The organism is Cupriavidus sp. 8B (genome assembly GCF_054589115.1).
This window is the reverse complement of sequence record NZ_BAAILO010000357.1, coordinates 1-17,149: the sequence shown is the minus strand read 5'-3', so window position 1 is coordinate 17,149 and position 17,149 is coordinate 1. Positions and strand designations below refer to the sequence as shown.

Genomic DNA, 17,149 nt, shown 5'->3' with positions numbered 1-17,149 from the left:
CATGCTAACCCGCGTTTGATTCCTCGCGGCGGGCCAGCCCTCTTTGCCCCAGGGGAGTCATATTGACTAAGCCACCCCTCTCCCCGGCCCTCTCCCCCTGAGGAGAGACAGCCTTCGTCATGGCGCGCGGCTTTGGCCTGTTCGGCGGCTTCGGCTTGTGCATCAGGTTTGTCAGCAATCTGAGCCAGGTGCAAGCCTGGCTGTTTTGCTGTCTGTCACCACGCTATCTGGCCGGCGTGGCCGCCAGTTTTGCTGCGATGAACTGTAACGCCAGCCCGTACCCCTGGGTGCCGAACCCCGCCATCACCGCCTCCGCGATATCCGACAGGTAGGAGTGGTGGCGAAACGCCTCGCGCTTGTGGACGTTGGAGATATGCACCTCGACGAAGGGGATGGCGACGCCGGCAAAGGCGTCGCGGATCGCCACGCTGGTGTGGGTGAAGGCGCCTGGATTGATCAGGATGAAGCTGACGCCTTCAGTGCGCGCCGCGTGGATGCGATCGACGATGGCGCCCTCATGGTTGCTCTGGAAGCAGGCCAGGGACAAACCCAGCTGGCCGGCCTGCTGCCGCAGGCTGGCCTCGACATCGGCGAGCGTGGTCGAGCCGTAGATCTGCGGCTCGCGCGTGCCCAGCAGGTTCAGGTTGGGCCCGTTCAGGACGAGTACGGATTTCATGGAGATTCCTCTGATCGGTCTGGTTGATTGCCGCCGGCCGGTTGCCGCCGGCTTGAAAGACGCTCGGCTCAGGCGTCCACCACCTCGACGATGCGCCCGCTGCGCGCAGCTTCGGCGATGGCTTCGGTCACGCGCAGATTCTGCAACCCGTCATGCACGGTGACAAGCGGCGCGGCAACGCCGCGAATCACATCGCAGAAATGCGCGAGCTGGCGCGCGAGCGGATCCTCGCGCGTGAGCTCGACCACGCTGGCCTGGAAGGGCTTGAACCACGAGCGGTCCTGGTCGCGTGCATAGGTCTTGAGCCGCATGGTCGGCACCGCGAGCGAGCCGCGCGTGCCGGCGATCACATAGCAATCCTCGTCCGGATAGCTGGCGTAGTCCGCGTTCTCCCGCGAGGTCTGCTCCCAGCTGCGCGCCGAAGCCGCGCTATCGGACAGCATGAACGTGCCGAGCGCGCCATTGGCAAAGCGCAGGTTGATCGCCACCGTGTCCTCGACCGGAAATTGCCGCGCGGCGTGCGACGCCATCGCCTGCACCGCCACGATCTCGCCGCACAAGGCCCGCAGGTTGCCGATCTCGTGAATCATGTTGATCAGGATCGGCCCGCCGCCAGGCTGGCGGCGCCACGGCGCCGCCGCGAAGTAGTCATCCGGCTTGCAGAACATCGCCGTGCCAACCACCGCCACGGGCGTGCCCAGCACGCCCTCGCGCACGATCTCGCGCGCGCGGGCCAGCAGCGGGCTGTGCGCGCGGTGATGTCCGACCAGCAGCCTAGCGTTAGCCGCCTCGGCCGCGCTGCGCAGCCGCATGCCCTCCTCCAGGCTGTGCGCCACGGGCTTTTCAATCAGCGCCGCAACGCCTGCCCGCACGCAGGCCAGTGCGTCTTCCACATGCAGGTGGTTGGGCGTGGCGAGGATCACGCCGTCAAGCCGGTGCGCCGCCAGCATCGCATCGAGCGATGCATGCAAGGGCACCCCCGCGGCGCGCGCCACGCCAGCCGCCGCCGGCGCGGGGTCGGCAATGGCAGTCAGTTTGCAGGTGGGGCTGGCCTGCACCAGTTCCATATGACGGCGGCCGATCAGGCCGGCGCCGGCAATGCCGATGTTGAGCTTTGTCATGTTGCTGTGCCGCTAACAATGAATGGGCCGGGGCAAACCCCGGTGTGCCGTCTGGGCAACGGCCACGCAGCACAGCGTACTGTTATACGTCGATACTATAATCAGGCGATATGGAAACTCACAATGTCCCATCAGCGAATAATGATCCCTTCCTGCGGGATCTGCGCCTGTTCTGCACCGTGGCCCGGCGCGCCAGCTTTATCGCCGGCGCCAACGAGATGGGCCTGTCCGCCGCGCACGTGAGCAAGCGCATCGCCACGCTCGAGGCCATGCTCGGCGTCAAATTGTTCCACCGCACCACGCGCCGTGTCAGCGTGACCGCCGACGGCGAAGCGGCGTTCCAGTGGGCCCAGAAAATCCTGGATGACGTCGAAAGCATGCTGGAAGCGGTTGGCGGCGCAAGCGCACAGCCACGCGGCCTGCTGCGCATCAGCACCAGCCTGCGGCTGGGGCGCGACCACCTCGGCCCTGCGCTATCCCTGCTGCGCCAGCGCCATCCCGCGCTCGAGGTCTGGCTGGAACTGCTGGACCGCCGCGTCGACCTGATCGCCGAGAACTTCGACCTCGATATCCGCGTGGGCGAAGTCCAGGAACCCCACCTGATTGCCCACAAGATCGCCCCGGGCAGCCGCATCCTGTGCGCCGCGCCCTCCTACCTGGCCCGGCACGGCCGGCCCCGGACTCTCGCGGAACTGGCGCAGCACGACTGCCTGCCCTTTCGCGACCGCGACCAGCGCTTCGGGGTATGGCGCATGGCCGGGCCCAATGGCATGGAAACCGTCAAGATCACCGGGCCCATGGCCTCCAACCACAGCGATATCGTGCGTCAATGGGCACACGAAGGCTACGGCATCATCATGGCCTCGATTTGGGACGTGGCCGGCAGCATCCGCAGCGGCGCACTGGTGCGCGTGCTGCCCGCGTACCGCCAGCCGGCCGACGTATGGGCGGTAACCACCGCGCGCGCCTCAGGCTCCGCCAAGATGCGGGCCTGCATCGATTTCCTCAAAGCGCAGCTGACGCAAGGACCACACGCGCTGGCAACCAGCCTGGAAGCCGAAGCAGAGTAACGTGCCCCACGTTGGGAAAGGGAGCGAACGGGCACCAACGCTCGCCGCATGTGCTCAACGTCACCTTTCTGATGGAGCAGACAACCCCAGTGAGGCTGCCGCGCCCCTTGAACGGACGCCGGATCCGGTCGCTCTTTGCAACGGATTGGGGTGCCATCCCGCTGGTAGAAACCCGGCTTTTGGGCGTGAATCGCGCAATCTGCGCGAATAGCGCGCAAATTGCGCGAATTTGCCTTGCCCGCTGTCGGGGGATCGCTTAATTTCCAGGCAACAATTACTGGAGACGAAATTGGCTACTACCCTCAATGACCGTGACTTACACGGCAAGCGCCAAACCAAGAAGGCGACCGCGAGCGGCTGGATCGGCTCGGCACTCGAGTACTACGATTTCTTCATCTATGCGACGGCGGCGTCGCTGATCTTCCCCCAGATCTTCTTCCCCTCGGGCAACCCCAAGGTCGCCATCGTTGCTTCGCTGGCAACCTACGGCGTCGGCTATATCGCCCGGCCCATCGGCGCCCTCTTCCTGGGCCACTGGGGCGACACCCACGGGCGCAAGAACGTGCTGGTGCTGTGCATGTTCCTGATGGGCTTCTCGACCGTGGCAGTCGGCCTGCTGCCGACCTACAGCCAGGTCGGCATGCTCGCCCCGGTGCTCCTGGTCATCCTTCGCCTGGTCCAGGGCTTCGCGGTCGCCGGTGAGATCTCCGGCGCCAGCTCGATGATCCTGGAGCACGCGCCGTTCGGGCGCCGCGGCTACTACGCCAGCTTCACGCTCCAGGGCGTGCAGGCCGGCCAGATCCTGGCCGCCGCGGTCTTCCTGCCGCTTGCGTACTACATGCCGTCGGACGCGTTCAATGCATGGGGCTGGCGCATTCCCTTCCTGCTGAGCGCCTTCGTGCTGGTGGCCGGCTTCATCATCCGCCGTGAAGTCTCCGAGACGCCGGCGTTTGCCAAGGAAGCCAAGGCTGGCGAAGTGGTGCGTTCGCCCATCATCGAAGCCTTCAAGTTCAGCTGGCGCGACATGATCCGCGTGGTGTGCATGGCTCTGATGAACGTGATCCCGGTGGTGGCCACGATCTTCGGCGCGGCCTATGCGGTGCAGCCGGCGTACGGCATCGGCTTCGACAAGAGCCTTTACCTGTGGATTCCGGTGGCAGGCAATATTCTCGCGGTGCTGGTCATTCCGATCGTCGGCAACCTGTCCGACAAGATCGGCCGCAAGCCGCCGATCGTCGTCGGTGCGCTTAGCTCGGGGTTGCTGTCCTTCCTCTATCTCTACGCCATCAGCATCCATAACGTGCCGCTTGCCATCGTGGCATCGCTGCTGATGTGGGGCATCGTCTACCAGGGCTACAACGCGATTTTCCCGAGCTTCTTCCCCGAGCTGTTCCCGACGCGCTCCCGCGTGTCGGCCATGGCCATCGCGCAGAATATCGGCACCGCCGTCACCGCCTTGCTTCCCGCGCTGTTCGCCACCGTGGCGCCTCCGGGATCGGCCAATATCCCGCTGACGATCGGCACGATCACCTTCGCCGTGACGATCGTTGCAGCCCTGGCAGCCCTGAGTGCCCGGGAAACCCACCGCATCCGCATGAGCGAACTCGGCGAGCCCGACGCCGCTCCCATGGACAAGCAGGACTACGACCGGCTGCGCGCCGAGGCCATGGGCGAGGCAAAGGTGGCCCGGGCAGCCGCCTGAGCGCACCACAGCCTGGCTAGAGAGCAAAGAGCGCCGGTCCGCCGCGGACCAGCGCTCTCTGAAGCCCGGTTCTCCCGGCGTCGCCCGTCGCCCGTCACCCGTCACCGATATGCGCTTGTTGGCGATATCGGCGCTATCACGGCCCTGACACGCTTCTTTCACCTGATGTCGGTGCGATCGCACCCAAGGGGACCCGTTTCCCCGAAAGCGCCGAAACACAAAAGCCCAATCGAATTACGAAGCCCGTGTTTTAAAAAAAATCAATATCAATATTGATATCCACATGAAAAGTATCTGGAGGAGTATCGACATGAACATGAAAGCCGCCGCCCTGCTCGTTCTCGGGAGCGCCGCCCTGCCTGCATTCGCCCAGCAATCCAGCGTCACCCTGTATGGTCTCGTCGACACCACCATCCGCTACACCACCCACGCGAACGCCGCCGGCAACAGCAAGTGGGAAATGACCGATGGCGAACTCACCGGCAGCCGCTGGGGCCTGCGCGGCACCGAAGACCTCGGCAACAACCTGAAGGCCTTCTACATCCTCGAATCCGGCTTCGCCCCCGATACCGGCACCAGCCAGCAAGGCGGCCGCTTGTTCGGGCGCACCGCCGTGGTTGGCCTGGACGGCGCCTACGGCAAGCTCGCCCTTGGCCGGCAGTACACCCTCGCGCATGAAATCCTGTCCTCGTACGAGGCCATGGCCTTTGCCAACAACTCCATCGTCGGCTACCAGGGCGGCAACTACACCGGCCTGCGCTACGACAACACCATCAAGTACATCAAATCGTTCGGCGGGCTGCAGGCGGCGGCGGCCTATACCTTTGGCGAGGTCGCGGGCAGCATCAAGGCCAGCAACGCCAGCGCCGGCTCGCTGGTCTACAGCACCGGGCCGATCGAGGTTGGCGCGGTCTACCAGGTCACGCACGATGTCTCCTCCGCCTTCTTCGGCGCCGTGCCGGCCGCGCAGGCCAGCAAGCAAACCGTGTGGGGCCTGGGGGGTACCTGGAAGACCACGCGCGCGCAGTATTACCTGGGCTATACCAACAACCGCCTGGATGTGGCCGACTACCGCAACAACGTGGGTTATATCGGCACGCGCGTGAACATCACCGAGGCCTTCAGCTTTATCGGCACCTTCCAGTACGACTGGCTCAAGCACGCCGGCGCGAGCGGCAAGCGCATGACCACCGCGGGCATGCTGGACTACAACTTCAGCAAGCGTACCGACGTCTATGTGGCAGTGGACTACACCCACCTGAGCGGCGCCTGGATCCCGCTGAACAGCTCGCCGAACTTCAACAACAGCGGCAATATGTTCGGCAACACGACCCGGCTGGGCTTCATGGCCGGCCTGCGCCATAAATTCTGAGGCGCGTAGCCGGACATAAGCAGGCAGGCAGATAAACCGACAAAAATACCGACAAGACTCGCATGCTCGATATCCTGGCGATCATCGCGCCGATCTACATTCTCATCCTGATCGGATTCGCGACGACCCGCGCCGGGCTGTTTGCCAAGGCCGACATGCGCGTCTTTGGGAAATTCGTGATCAACCTGGCTTTGCCGGCGCTGCTATTCCGCGCGCTGTCGCAACGCCAGGTTGGCGAGATTCTCAACGTCAGCTACCTGCTCGCCTATTGCATCGGATCGTGGGCGGTGATCGGCCTGGGTTATGCCTGGTGCCGGCGCGTCAGCCGGCTGAATCCGGCCACCAGCGCGTTCTATGCGATGGGCATGTCGTGTTCGAACAGCGGGTTCATCGGCTATCCCATCCTCCTGCTGACGCTGGCGCCGGTGGCGGGCGTTTCGCTCGCGCTCAACATGACGGTGGAAAACCTGCTGGTGATTCCTTTCCTGCTCTTCATGGCGGAGCGCAAACAAGGCGGCGCCGGCCGGTGGCAAGCGTTGGGCAAATCGCTGGCCCGGCTGATCTACAACCCGCTGATCATCGGCTTGCTCGCGGGGCTCGCGGTGTCGGTGCTTGGCTTGACATTGCCCGCGCCGGTCACCCGCACCGTCGATACGCTGGCAACCGCCTGCAGTGCGCTCTCCCTGTTTGTCATCGGCGGAACGCTGGTCGGACTGCCCATGGGTGGGCTCGGCTCGCGGATCGCGCCGATTGTCGTGGGCAAGCTGGTGCTGCATCCGTTGTGCGTTTTCCTGGCGATCACGATGCTGCCGATGCTCGGGCTGCCCGAGATCGATCGCTCGCTTAGCGCGGCGGCCGTGCTGATGGCGGCCATGCCCATGATGGGCATCTACGCCACCCTGGGCCAGGCCTACGGGCAGGAAGATTTCAGCGCAGTGACCTTGCTGATCACAACCATCGCTTCCTTCTTCACGTTGAGCGCATTGCTCTTTTTGCTTGGCGCCTTTCACGCGTTCCCCTGAGACGCTTACGGGTCGGCTAAATCTCCTACTCGCCTGGCAAACCCGCGCCAGCCCTGGCTTTCCAGGCTGCGGCTGCTACATGAGACTGCTACATTTTTGTCTCGGAGGCAGCATGGCACACCCCTACCTCACCACCCGCAAGACGTCGCGCCAGCTCTACTTCCGGCGAGCAGTACCCAGCGATTTGCGCGCCATCCTGCCCCGCGAAATCTGGATAAGTCTGGCGACACCTTGCCGGCGCACTGCGCTGACACGGCTGGCGAGGGCAGCCGTGTGGTTTGAAGAAACGCTGGAACAGGCGCGACGCCAGCTCGGGGGCGGGCTCACGGGTATGCGCCCAGTGCGAGCCATGTTGCCGTTAGCAACGCCGGTGTTGCTGGGAAGGCTGCCTGTGCCTGCATTTCAAACTCTTCTTTCTTTACTCGGTCCACTCTGCGCTCAGCGCCAGGGACGGAATGGCAGCCGGCAGAAGTGCGTACGCAGTGGGCGGCGCCAAGCTTAACCCGTAGCCCCCCTTTTACATATGCATTCCGCGCAGGTAACAAGACGCATCTTCGCGCACTAACCTGTCACCAAAACGACATGTTGATTGTGTTCAATGCGTGGGCGGCATCTGCTACGCCCTCTCCGGGCAACCGGAAACTTGACTTCATTACGAGCGCGCAAGCGTGCCCGCGGAGAAACAGTTGACTTCCAAGCAATCGCCCCTAGAATTGTTCTTGCTGCAATGCATCAATGACTTTCACCGTGGCACCGCATTCATTATTCGTGTCCTGATTCAGAGTTCCCCTCGAACACTCGCAGTCTCACCTTATGGAGCAGTGATGAGCACTGGTATCCCCGAACAATCCATCTCCGCGCAGAAAGCAGGCGTGGAGAGGCTCCTTGGTTTGGCGACCATAGCCTTCGAAGGCATCGAAAAGCTGGCTGAGCTAAATTTGCAAGCAGTCAAATCAACCTTCGCCGAAAATCAGGGAATCCTGAGCAAGACGCTTTCCGCCAACAACCAGCAAGAGTGGGTTGCCCTGCCTGCGCGCCTGACGCAGCCCGTAGCAGAAAAGGCGGCGTCGTACAGCCGCCAGGTCTCCGAAATCGTGTCGAGCATTCAAGGTGAATTCTCGGCGGCCGCCCAAGCGCACCTCCAGCAATGTCAGCGCGATGCGCAGGAGTTATTCGAAAACCTCGCGAAGAACGCGCCCACTGGAAGCGAATCTGTTCTAGCAGCATGGCAATCGGCCTTTTCGACGCCCGCGGGCGCGTCCGACGAAACGGCCAAGAAAGCCACAAAGCAATTGGCCCACGACAAAGGTGCTGGCCCTGCCCTATAGCATTTCCTAGCGCGCACGCGCAGCCCCGGAATTTTCTTGTGCGAACTTCGGTTCGCTTTTTTTCGCCGAGGGGAGCCGATATGCGTAAATCTATGTTGAAACGTTGCAGGACTTCATTGCAGAGGCACGCATTCAAGACCATGTGCCACTGTTTGTCGCGAAGCGAGTCAAGGGTGCGTTACGCCACCACGCTAGCAGAAACGTCAAGCGCACAAATGAACGCAGAACACCCCAGGACGTCGCCTCACCACGGGAATACCATGGGGTGCTCCCAGGACTGCCAAAGTAACTGCCGGGCGTACACCTCAGTCACTCAACGCGGAAATGCTCAATGCTTTGCCCTGCGTTCACGGCTCTTTGCAACCAGTCGGGTAGCGACCCGTTGCCGTCCCAGCTTTGCCCCCCGCGTTCCGATAAAGAACCGGCCCATTGGCAGCAGCACGCTGGAAGCAACCTGTTGCTTCCAAAGCGGCAAGCGATATTCCATGCCGTGCCATTTGCATGCGAACCCATAGGATTGCTGCTGCTTTGTCACGACCGTTGAAACCAGATGGACTGAAGCTGGCGTCTTGAAAGAGGGGCTCGGGGCCTACCCTTGCCTCGCGGGGCAAAAAAGTCTGTCTGGATTTCAAATTAGAGCAATTCATAGCATGGAGCCTGTCGGAGCGCTCCAGCACTCTACAGGAGGGCACGTCCAATTGGCGCGCCGAACTCCGTCCTGCAGTAAGACCCAGCGAGAGTTTATATTGATTGCACCATTCGCAGGTTGTGACCTCAGTAATCGCACCTCTCTCTAGCCAGCGACTCCCTCGTGAAGCCGTGACTCACGCGCAACTGATGCTCGACCGCAATCACCTGGTCCTGGCACGCAAACAACAAGTCGTCCTTGAACTTCTGCGAAGCGCCCTTGATTCGTTCAGCTTCATACGAAGTCTGCCGCGCACGACATCGAAGATACAACAACGTCGCCTTCGGAGCCAGTTGAAGTTCCGCCTTGTCAAGAAGCTTACATTCGACATAGGACTGGGCGAGGCTGCCCTGGCTCGTTAGCAATGCCGAGGAAAGCAAAAATGAAGAAAAAATACGCGACATGAACGTGTAACACTTGGGGTGCCGGTCGAACATACCCGCTTTCGCAGGCTGCAAAAGTGAAATAGGGAGCTACTCGTTTCCGTCATCAGCCCTCGTGACACGGCGCTCTCGCGTGACAACAACACCCTCCTTCGACTCACCGCCGAAGTTCGTGCGCCCTTCGGGGCGAGCGCCTGAACCCGATGGCCGCGTACCGGTCGGCACTTGGATGGTCGATATTACTCGCTTGTAGACAATCTGCATGCCGCCGGGCCCGCTGAGCATCACAACGAACTGGTCGAATGACGCGATTGAACCGGTCAGCTTGATGCCGTTCACGAGGTACACCTCGACACGCTTCCGCTCTTTGCGTGCCGTATTCAAGAAATCGTTTTGCGGATTAGTGGGGATAGACCGCATTGGAAAATAAAAAATAATAATAATGTAGGCAGATGGAGCGTCGCGGGATACGAGCTCTTGGGGCGCTGCTTCGCAGAGGAGCGAGCGGACTTGTCACTCTCAACAAGCTCAAGCTTCTTTGCTTTCGTTGCAGCAAGTGTTGCGTCGTACACTGACACGTAGGGCGCCTGATAGACCTTATGCACGCTTTCTTCTTTGGATTCCTTGACGGATTCTGTCGACGCGCATCCGCTGATAATCGCTGCGAAGGTGATTGGGATGAACCAGGTGAGTCGCATAACGTCCCCTTCTAAGAGAACTATCGCCATGAACCATGGGCCGGTGCTCGCTGCCACGCGTCCATTGACTCCGTGGCTACCGTTCGAATCCGACTTCAGCAAAACGTGTGCGTTGGCGCTCGGGTGGGGCTGCCTGGAAGCAATGCACGTGTTTCGACGAGACCAGTAAATCGCGACTCATCACGCTATTGAAATACAAGCGAGAACGGTATTTGCCCATTGACAGCAAATCCTGTTGCCTTGAGGGACACAAAAGTAATGTTACCGATTTTGTCAACCCGGAAAGTTGTCTGCCCTTCTGCTGTCTTGTTGTTGCTGTTATCGAAATTGCTGTCGATGAAGGTGACAAGCAGGCTGCTCGCACTATCAGCAGCAACAGCATATGAAAGCGTGACTGTACCAGTCTTCGTCGCTCGCGTACTGTCGGAGAAAATTGTGCCGGTTGCAAGTGTAGCCGCATCCCCAGCCCTGACAATTTCGGGATAACTGTAACTTCCGAAGACAATATAAGGATTGCCTTCGTCATCAACGACCTCAGCAAAGGTGCTGGAATTTCTGTAGATAATTCTTGATTGCGACAAGGGAGCGGAATTGCCATTCACCATTACAGTACCTGTCACGGTTTCCGTTGTCTTTAGGACGGCGACCCCGTTCAAGGTAGCGGCAACGGCCGGCGCATCGGTAAGGGTCCCTGAGCCTGTTACTATCGTATTTCCGGATGAGCCAGAGATTGAAAATTTAACGGTAATACCGTTATTCACTAGATTTGCCACAGCCGTGAGAAGAGGTACGGACAGAGTTTGGGCGGTGGCACTGCTGCCACCACCATCTCCACCACCGCCACAACTGCCAAGGAAGAAGGCAAACGCCAGTGCCAACAAGGATTTCATCGCAGACTCCTGCCAGAAGTGACCCATATTTGAAACTTGTTCTCGGGCGTGGCTCTGCTGAAATGAAATCCTCTACACCAACGGCAAGCTTCACGTTCCCTGCCCTGCCTGATTGGGGCCGGCCGGAGGCATCGTCGGCCCTTGAGGGGGGGCGCCATGGACTTGAGCAAAAGACACGCCAAGCTCACCAGTGCATTGATTCTTCTACAGTTTCGTCGAATGACAATTTGAAGCGAGCATAGGAAATAAACAGACCGTTCCACTTTTGAAACACCAATCGAAGCGGTGCTCGGAGTGTCAGCGGGGGACTCGTGGCCAAGGTTCTTTTGGGGGACTGGAAGCCTATATGCCACGCGTGAAAAAAGAACCCGCGTCGCCTGGATGCCGACGCGGCTGGCAGCGGGACTACATCGCCAGTCCATGGCGAATTAAGAGTTTTTAATCTGAGAATTAAACAGCGTTTTCCGGCCTATCTCTTGGTCATTGTGGCCAGCCCCGAAAACGGAGTGGTCAGAGACCGACATTTGGACGTCACGCAGCATCAACGTTAACCCGCAATCACTGCAATATCGGGCCCATACTGCACTTGATTGACACCAAACTGACACGGGGATTGTGTTCAATGCGTGGGCGATTTCTGCAGCGTCATCTCCGAGTTTCGTCGGTGCCGACGAGAGCTCCCTCCGGTGTGCTGCCACTCCTTGCCGCAACAGAACACCTGCTCGCGAGACAGTGCCAAGCGAAACCAGGCATAGCAATTTTGAAGGTCAATATGCATCAAATTCTCGTTTCTCCCATGACCACGAACGACGCACCGCTACCGGGTGCTCGCGATGGGAGAAGGCCTCGCTGGACTGTTTCAGCCGGCATCCAGACACTCCGTCACGAAGCGGCAAAGCTGCGGGCAACGTTTCAGGCACGGATGGCGCAAGCCGATACAAGTGCCTTGCACGATGACGCCGCCGACTTGCTCCAGCAGGCCGCTATTCTCGACAGGTGCGCCGACGTGCTGGCGCTCACCAGCGCGACTTGAGTCCGTGACCGCCATCATAGGACCCGGAGCCTGGCAGGCCCCTTGGTTCTGTGCATCCAGCTTCTTTCGCCGGATAGCGAAATGTGCGGTCACCACGAACTGGCACTTCGCGGATTTTATTAGGCGAAATTCTCATTTCTCCGATTAGCATATGCATTAACCAGTGGTGCTCCGTCGTCAACTGAGACGAAATCCGCCCCTGCTATTGCACCCTGGGCATTTCGTCGTCGATTGCAGCAAAGTAATCGGACCCGCCAGCATAGCCAACTCTGCAGCTGTTGTTGCCGTTTTATGAATTCCCGTCGGCTTGGTGTTGACCGCTGCAGTAGGGTTCGCAGTCGCGCGGCCTATGGGGTGCCGCAGATGCTTGCAAAGTAGCCACAGCCAACAGCGCAGCAGCGCAAAATCGAACAATCTTGCTCATCATAGTTAGCCTTAGAAAGGGCGGCGGACCTTCAATGGATTCGATTTTGTGGCCCGCCGAGTCCCAAGCTCCGTGTTCCACTGCTTATGCAACGGTTGGTTCCGCATCTTGGGGCGCATAGTTGCTGCCGCCGGTGAACGGGTCGCGGGGGCTGGCGGTCGAGCGTGCACCATCCGTGAGCGGGTCAAACTTCCCAGCGCGCGCGGAGAGGAAACGTGCGTCGGCTTGACTTTCGCGGCTCCGGCCACCATCCGTGTACGTGTCGCGAGCCCCCGTGGAATGGCCGCCGTCAGTGAACGGGTCACGTGGCGAGGTAACACCTGCACTTGCCACACCAGCGACAGAACCAAGCGCAGCGAAGGTGGCGGCGGCGAGTACTAATCTCTTTGACGTTCTCACTCTGATTCTCCTGTTTGCTTAACAAACGGCTTATCCAGCCTTGTAAGCAAGTCTAGAGAACCAGGCCAACTGGAACCTGACGCTAGGATTACGAATCTGTCATCGAGTGCGGCCGGCGCTGCTCGCCCTAACAAGCCATAACTCGGCAAGCGGCACCCCAACGCTTGCAGCCTACCGTCTTGCTACCAGTGCCGAATGCAGCGGTTTCGCCACAAGCCACGTTCAGGTACTTCATCCATGGAGTCAGCGTAATCGTTCGGCCAGCAGTCTCGACGGAAGCTGGACGACAGCGTCGACTTCCGCATCGGGAACCCAGTGCACCCACGCCCCGCCAAGTAAACCCTAGCAACCAATCGTGTTGGCTTCAATGTGGGCGGCTATGCTGCGTGAGCAGGCCACCGTGGCGCTGCCGACGACGAGCTTCGCGTTATGGCGCGAAGTGTCCGCGATGTTTTCCCGCGGCAGGCATATTCCCGCCGTCCTGTCATAGCCCTGACTCGAATACACGTTGGAGACACTTACATGTTGACCGACCTTCATCTACGTTCTGCCTCTTACTCAGATTCTAAGGAAATAGCCGCATTACTTGAGCGCTGCAGGCTACCTGCCGCAGATGTTGTTCAAATTATCGAAAACTTCCACGTTGCGCCGTGTGATGGCCGTATCGTTGGCAGCGCAGCGACGGAGCATCATGGCAAGTCCATCCTCATCCGCTCGGTAGCGGTTGAACCTGCATACCGCGAAAGAGGCATCGCTAGCAGATTGGTTAAAGCGCTCTTGATGCGGGCACGAGGTACGGAGGCACGAGACGCGTATCTCCTGCCTACTGTAGCCCCGGGCTATTTCGCGCGCTGGGGATTCTCCCTTATCCCTGCAGACAAAGCCCCTGCAGATATCAAGGGTTCGTCGGCGTTTCAACGTGCTATTCAAACTTCCGCACTCTGCATGCGATGCGAGTTGCGCTAGCGCGGAGATAACCAGATTGACGGCCCGGTTACCTCATCCTGCACAGTGGCGGCGTATGCAGCTGCGGCCACATCAACTTCCGGCACTGCCGTCTTGTTACAGGTCGTAACCCCTGTATAAACTCACAAATGCAGTCCCGCCCATTGGCAGCCTAGCGTGCCAATAGAAACGTCGGGAGCGTCATCATGCGGAAAGCCCTGGCAATTTGCGTACTGGCTGCGGGCGCTGCTCTTGCCTCCGGCATCGCTGAGGCACGTGTGGATGTGGGTATCGGGATTGGCCTTCCCGGGCCTGCGTTCGTGGTGCCACCGCCCCCGTTTACTACGAGCCTCCCCCGGTTTACTACGAGCCGGCCCCAGAACCGCAGCCGATTATTGTTGCGCCCGGCTATTATGGCGATTGGCGAGCTCGCGCCTGGCAACAACGGCAATGGCGAGAAAGGCGCCGGCGCGAGCGTGAGTGGCGCATCCGTCATCGGGAGTGGCGGCGCTGGCATGATGAAGATGATTAAACCGGGCGCTAGCCCGCGCTCCAACGACGCGAGTTAGCAAGCAATCATCATCCAAAGGACAGGCTTGCGTCCATGGAAATACAACCAGGAAAAGCCGGGAGAAAGCGGGAATGAAGCACCGTGCAGTCGGCAGGGCCCTTGTCGGGACGCTGTTCTGCGTCGCCTCGTCGGCCTTTGCTGCAGCGAATGTCGACATTGGCGCTGGCGTTCCTGGCGTTGCTCCTGCGCGACCCATCCCGGTCTATGTAGCGCCCCGGCCTGTCTATGTTGTTGTTCCAAGCTCACGATACTCGCCCTATAGGGGCGAAAGCGAACAACGGGAGGAATACTGGCTTGAACGGAGATGGCGCGAACAAGAGGAGCATAGCGACCAAGGCCATCGCAGCCGTGAGGAACACAGCCAACACGGGCACGAAGGCTGACACTGCTCACTAGACCGAAAAAAGCCCGCGAGGTGTTAGCCATCCGGCGAATCTTATGACCACGAGAAGACGACCGGAGGAGCACTGAACCGGTCGTCGTCAGCGTACCCGCGATTTAAATCGCAAGCATGACCGCCATCGAGCACGGTGTTAGAGAATAGAGAAAAGCCGGCGTGTTGCCGGCTTTTCACCTGGATGGGAGATTATTTTCCGGCGTCAGCTTCGCACTTTTTCATAAACGACGCCTTCGCGGCACCGGCGAGTGGCTTACCGTTCTTCCCAACGGCCTTGGCATCGCAGGCCGCTGACGCGTTGCCTTTGTTGCCGCTTTCGCACTTTTTGATAGAGGAGGCCTTAGCGGCTCCAGCTAGCGGTTTGCCATTTTTGTCAACCGCCTGCGCTTCGCAGCTCGAAGAAGTAGCCGGAGTGGTAGCAGCGGGCGCTGCTGGTTTGGCGGCGGCCGCAGGCGCAGCAGTTTGCGCGCAAGCCAGACCTACCGAAAAAAATGCTGCAACAGCAACCGCACAGAATCTTTTCATCACGGTACCCCTCCTCAGAAGATGAGGCACATTGCCTCGGCCTTATCAACGCTTGGGCGGCAACATCGTTGACGCTGCTCCCCCTCATATGCAGGCAACGCCCGTCGAGAGACCGCATCGCCCGCGCATCTCACAACTCGCCAGCGTTTTCGTTACATTTCTTTACAGTTGACGCACCAAGGCTCCCAACGCGAAGCGGCACAATAACTGCCGATTTGCGATAGAGAACATATGAAACAACTTCCTTTCTTTGGGGTGCTGTCTGGCACACTGCTCGCGATTGCGTCGACTGCCCAAGCACACGTGAATGTAGACATTGGCATTGGGGTCCCCGGTGTCGTCTATGCCGAACCTGCTCCAGTCTATGTGGCTCCGCCTGTATATGTTGCGCCGCAGCCGGTGTATGTCCCGCGACCGGTTGTAGTGGCTCCGGCGCCCGTGTATGCCCCTTACTGGCGGGGACGCGATGATGACGACGACCAAGGCGAGCGGAGGTGGCGCGGGCGTGGCCACGGGGAGCACGGTCAGCACGGTCAGCACGGTCAGCATGGTGAACACGGCCGACACGGCCACGACGACTAGTAGTGGGCAATAGCGGACACTCACGGCACCGTGTTGCTTTCGCGCATCGGAGGAAATGATGACAGCAGCAGAGCGAGTCAAACATATTTTGACGAAGTTCGATAGTCTGGCGTCCCAAGCTGGGAACATAGAGACGAAGCTCCTGATTGAAGCGCTAAAACTGCATTCCGAATTGGTGAACCTGAGGCTAGCTGAGATTGAGCAACAGTTACCCGAAGCAAACAGGGCCCAAGGAGAATGAAAAAATAACTCGCATAGCGCGAACCGTCCGGGCATCTCGAACGCTCAGCAGCAACAATCCTGAGGCTGCGCTGGCAACAAGCAGTCCTTGCCGCCTGGTAGTCACGGGAACCCGCGCGTAGGTATGACTGCACGGTCCTCGTGTTAGGCCAGAACGCGCCTGTCCACTTGCTCATAGGCCGAAAGTACGCCCCTGAGCCACCCCGGTCCCGAAATGGCGGAGCCAGGCCAGCAAGAAGAGCGAAATCGGGCGAGTCAACGCTGGGACGAAGGTGCCCCAAAGGGCACATATTAAAATTTTCCTTCTAGGGGACGGGGGAAAAATGGAGAGCGCTAACCGCCCTGGATTTGGACTACGAGTTAGGTTGGCAGGACGCTATCGAGCTCGGCCGGCTCGGCCAAAAGGCAGGGATACGCGTCGAGTATCGAGCCACGAGAACATTGCCGTCAACTCGCCAGCGGCATTGGTCGCCGGTCTGTCGCGGCCAAAAGCATCGTTCCGGCAGCGGAATCTGTACTGTCAGTTTGAGCTCAGCAGCTTGCCAGCAAGTGAGCTGGAGAGCCTGGAGGCAAAGGCGGCGAAGTTGGGGGACTACATCTCGGCAGGAAGTTTGCTGCGGGACGTCGATGCTGTCTGGAGCGAATCGCATCGAACTGGCGCTCCGATTACCACGAGCTAGAGACCACCAGTTGATTGGCCGCCGACGGCGACGATTGGAAATAATCTCGTCAACCGTGACCTCGCACTCGGCAGTTACCGCCAAGCTGGCTAAGCTGGCTAAGCTGGCTAAGCTGGCTAAGCTGCAACGACGGGAACCCAGATGTACCCTCCCATGTACATCTCTGTTGTGGCACGTGTATCCGCGCGGTGAAGACGCTCGACAGACGTCGACGACGTCGATGAATACTGGGCAAGGGCGCCGAGGTCCACCAAGTTAGGCTGGGAGGCCGGCCAGCCCCCAATCATCCGGGCTGCTGGGGTCTCAAGCGAGCTTTTCCTTCAGGAACGCCACGAGATACGGAGTAGCGGCGGCAGCCACGGTCGATGCGGTGGACGGGTCAATGCCCATTTTCGCCGCCAGC

General features: G+C 60.1%; 16 protein-coding genes and 3 pseudogenes. 10 read left to right on the top strand and 9 right to left on the bottom strand.

The genetic code is table 11. The annotated features are described in order from the left end of the window. Positions 1-223: 223 nt before the first annotated feature. Positions 224-676 carry a type II 3-dehydroquinate dehydratase gene (gene aroQ / locus ACYP5B_RS34190; RefSeq protein WP_400103129.1) on the bottom strand — a complete coding sequence of 151 codons (453 nt, stop codon included), beginning with the start codon at positions 674-676 and terminating at the stop codon, positions 224-226. Between the two features lie 68 nt (positions 677-744). After that, entirely contained in the window at positions 745-1,797 is a 1,053-nt protein-coding gene (locus ACYP5B_RS34185) for a Gfo/Idh/MocA family protein (protein WP_459572581.1), read from the bottom strand. A gap of 110 nt (positions 1,798-1,907) precedes the next feature. Between ACYP5B_RS34185 and ACYP5B_RS34180 the strand changes: the two genes are divergently transcribed. From ACYP5B_RS34180 to ACYP5B_RS34150, 7 genes are all read left to right on the top strand, one after another. Beyond that, positions 1,908-2,867 (top strand): LysR family transcriptional regulator, encoded by a 960-nt coding sequence (locus ACYP5B_RS34180; RefSeq protein WP_459572580.1) that lies wholly within the window; start codon positions 1,908-1,910, stop codon positions 2,865-2,867. A 289-nt stretch (positions 2,868-3,156) separates the two neighbouring features. Beyond that, positions 3,157-4,569 carry an MFS transporter gene (locus tag ACYP5B_RS34175; RefSeq protein WP_459572579.1) on the top strand — a complete coding sequence of 471 codons (1,413 nt, stop codon included), beginning with the start codon at positions 3,157-3,159 and terminating at the stop codon, positions 4,567-4,569. A 310-nt stretch (positions 4,570-4,879) separates the two neighbouring features. After that, positions 4,880-5,941, top strand: a complete 1,062-nt coding sequence (locus ACYP5B_RS34170) for a porin (RefSeq protein ID WP_459572578.1) — start codon at positions 4,880-4,882, stop codon at positions 5,939-5,941. Positions 5,942-6,003: 62 nt separating this feature from the next. Further along, the gene (locus ACYP5B_RS34165; RefSeq protein WP_400103119.1) at positions 6,004-6,963 is read left to right on the top strand and encodes an AEC family transporter; all 960 of its coding nucleotides are present in this window, start codon (positions 6,004-6,006) and stop codon (positions 6,961-6,963) included. Positions 6,964-7,042: 79 nt separating this feature from the next. After that, on the top strand, positions 7,043-7,465 hold the full coding sequence (locus ACYP5B_RS34160) for a DUF6538 domain-containing protein (RefSeq protein WP_459572575.1): 423 nt from the start codon (positions 7,043-7,045) through the stop codon (positions 7,463-7,465). A gap of 322 nt (positions 7,466-7,787) precedes the next feature. Then, complete coding sequence (phaP, locus tag ACYP5B_RS34155) at positions 7,788-8,291, top strand: TIGR01841 family phasin (RefSeq protein WP_400103115.1); 504 nt, start codon at positions 7,788-7,790, stop codon at positions 8,289-8,291. 103 nt (positions 8,292-8,394) lie between these two features. Then, positions 8,395-8,580: a DUF3562 domain-containing protein gene (locus ACYP5B_RS34150; protein ID WP_459572574.1), complete on the top strand. Its 186-nt coding sequence runs from the start codon at positions 8,395-8,397 to the stop codon at positions 8,578-8,580. A gap of 20 nt (positions 8,581-8,600) precedes the next feature. On the opposite strand, the pseudogene ACYP5B_RS34145 reads toward ACYP5B_RS34150, so the two are convergent. From ACYP5B_RS34145 to ACYP5B_RS34120, 6 genes and pseudogenes are all read right to left on the bottom strand, one after another. After that, positions 8,601-8,794, bottom strand: a pseudogene (locus ACYP5B_RS34145) (H-NS family nucleoid-associated regulatory protein). Between the two features lie 271 nt (positions 8,795-9,065). Next, positions 9,066-9,416 carry a hypothetical protein gene (locus tag ACYP5B_RS34140; RefSeq protein ID WP_459572573.1) on the bottom strand — a complete coding sequence of 117 codons (351 nt, stop codon included), beginning with the start codon at positions 9,414-9,416 and terminating at the stop codon, positions 9,066-9,068. Positions 9,417-9,452: 36 nt separating this feature from the next. Continuing rightward, positions 9,453-9,782: an RNA chaperone Hfq gene (gene hfq, locus ACYP5B_RS34135; RefSeq protein ID WP_400101773.1), complete on the bottom strand. Its 330-nt coding sequence runs from the start codon at positions 9,780-9,782 to the stop codon at positions 9,453-9,455. Beyond that, positions 9,743-10,060 carry a hypothetical protein gene (locus ACYP5B_RS34130; protein ID WP_400101771.1) on the bottom strand — a complete coding sequence of 106 codons (318 nt, stop codon included), beginning with the start codon at positions 10,058-10,060 and terminating at the stop codon, positions 9,743-9,745. The genes hfq and ACYP5B_RS34130 overlap by 40 nt, the downstream gene beginning before the upstream one ends. A 185-nt stretch (positions 10,061-10,245) precedes the next feature. Continuing rightward, positions 10,246-10,950, bottom strand: a complete 705-nt coding sequence (locus ACYP5B_RS34125) for a hypothetical protein (RefSeq protein WP_459572571.1) — start codon at positions 10,948-10,950, stop codon at positions 10,246-10,248. A gap of 1,983 nt (positions 10,951-12,933) precedes the next feature. After that, positions 12,934-13,131, bottom strand: a complete 198-nt coding sequence (locus tag ACYP5B_RS34120) for a CzcE family metal-binding protein (protein ID WP_400101767.1) — start codon at positions 13,129-13,131, stop codon at positions 12,934-12,936. A 197-nt stretch (positions 13,132-13,328) separates the two neighbouring features. Between ACYP5B_RS34120 and ACYP5B_RS34115 the strand changes: the two genes are divergently transcribed. Together ACYP5B_RS34115 and ACYP5B_RS34110 are read left to right on the top strand one after the other, a co-directional pair. Beyond that, positions 13,329-13,772 carry a GNAT family N-acetyltransferase gene (locus ACYP5B_RS34115; protein WP_459572570.1) on the top strand — a complete coding sequence of 148 codons (444 nt, stop codon included), beginning with the start codon at positions 13,329-13,331 and terminating at the stop codon, positions 13,770-13,772. A 185-nt stretch (positions 13,773-13,957) separates the two neighbouring features. Further along, positions 13,958-14,283 (top strand): annotated as a pseudogene (locus ACYP5B_RS34110) (hypothetical protein). Positions 14,284-14,908: 625 nt separating this feature from the next. On the opposite strand, the gene ACYP5B_RS34105 reads toward ACYP5B_RS34110, so the two are convergent. Further along, the gene (locus tag ACYP5B_RS34105) at positions 14,909-15,244 is read right to left on the bottom strand and encodes a hypothetical protein (RefSeq protein ID WP_400101783.1); all 336 of its coding nucleotides are present in this window, start codon (positions 15,242-15,244) and stop codon (positions 14,909-14,911) included. Positions 15,245-16,408: 1,164 nt separating this feature from the next. Between ACYP5B_RS34105 and ACYP5B_RS34100 the strand changes: the two are divergent. Then, positions 16,409-16,746: pseudogene (locus tag ACYP5B_RS34100) on the top strand (PHA-granule associated protein 4). The last annotated feature ends 403 nt before the right edge of the window (positions 16,747-17,149 follow it).

Bases quoted from the DNA above. Each gene is read 5' to 3' on its own strand.
- aroQ (WP_400103129.1), bottom strand. From the start codon at position 676: ATGAAATCCGTACTCGTCCTGAACGGGCCCAACCTGAACCTGCTGGGC.
- ACYP5B_RS34185 (WP_459572581.1), bottom strand. From the start codon at position 1,797: ATGACAAAGCTCAACATCGGCATTGCCGGCGCCGGCCTGATCGGCCGC.
- ACYP5B_RS34180 (WP_459572580.1), top strand. From the start codon at position 1,908: ATGGAAACTCACAATGTCCCATCAGCGAATAATGATCCCTTCCTGCGG.
- ACYP5B_RS34170 (WP_459572578.1), top strand. From the start codon at position 4,880: ATGAACATGAAAGCCGCCGCCCTGCTCGTTCTCGGGAGCGCCGCCCTG.
- ACYP5B_RS34165 (WP_400103119.1), top strand. From the start codon at position 6,004: ATGCTCGATATCCTGGCGATCATCGCGCCGATCTACATTCTCATCCTG.
- ACYP5B_RS34160 (WP_459572575.1), top strand. From the start codon at position 7,043: ATGAGACTGCTACATTTTTGTCTCGGAGGCAGCATGGCACACCCCTAC.
- phaP (WP_400103115.1), top strand. From the start codon at position 7,788: ATGAGCACTGGTATCCCCGAACAATCCATCTCCGCGCAGAAAGCAGGC.
- ACYP5B_RS34140 (WP_459572573.1), bottom strand. From the start codon at position 9,416: ATGTTCGACCGGCACCCCAAGTGTTACACGTTCATGTCGCGTATTTTT.
- hfq (WP_400101773.1), bottom strand. From the start codon at position 9,782: ATGCGGTCTATCCCCACTAATCCGCAAAACGATTTCTTGAATACGGCA.
- ACYP5B_RS34130 (WP_400101771.1), bottom strand. From the start codon at position 10,060: ATGCGACTCACCTGGTTCATCCCAATCACCTTCGCAGCGATTATCAGC.
- ACYP5B_RS34125 (WP_459572571.1), bottom strand. From the start codon at position 10,950: ATGAAATCCTTGTTGGCACTGGCGTTTGCCTTCTTCCTTGGCAGTTGT.
- ACYP5B_RS34115 (WP_459572570.1), top strand. From the start codon at position 13,329: ATGTTGACCGACCTTCATCTACGTTCTGCCTCTTACTCAGATTCTAAG.
- ACYP5B_RS34105 (WP_400101783.1), bottom strand. From the start codon at position 15,244: ATGAAAAGATTCTGTGCGGTTGCTGTTGCAGCATTTTTTTCGGTAGGT.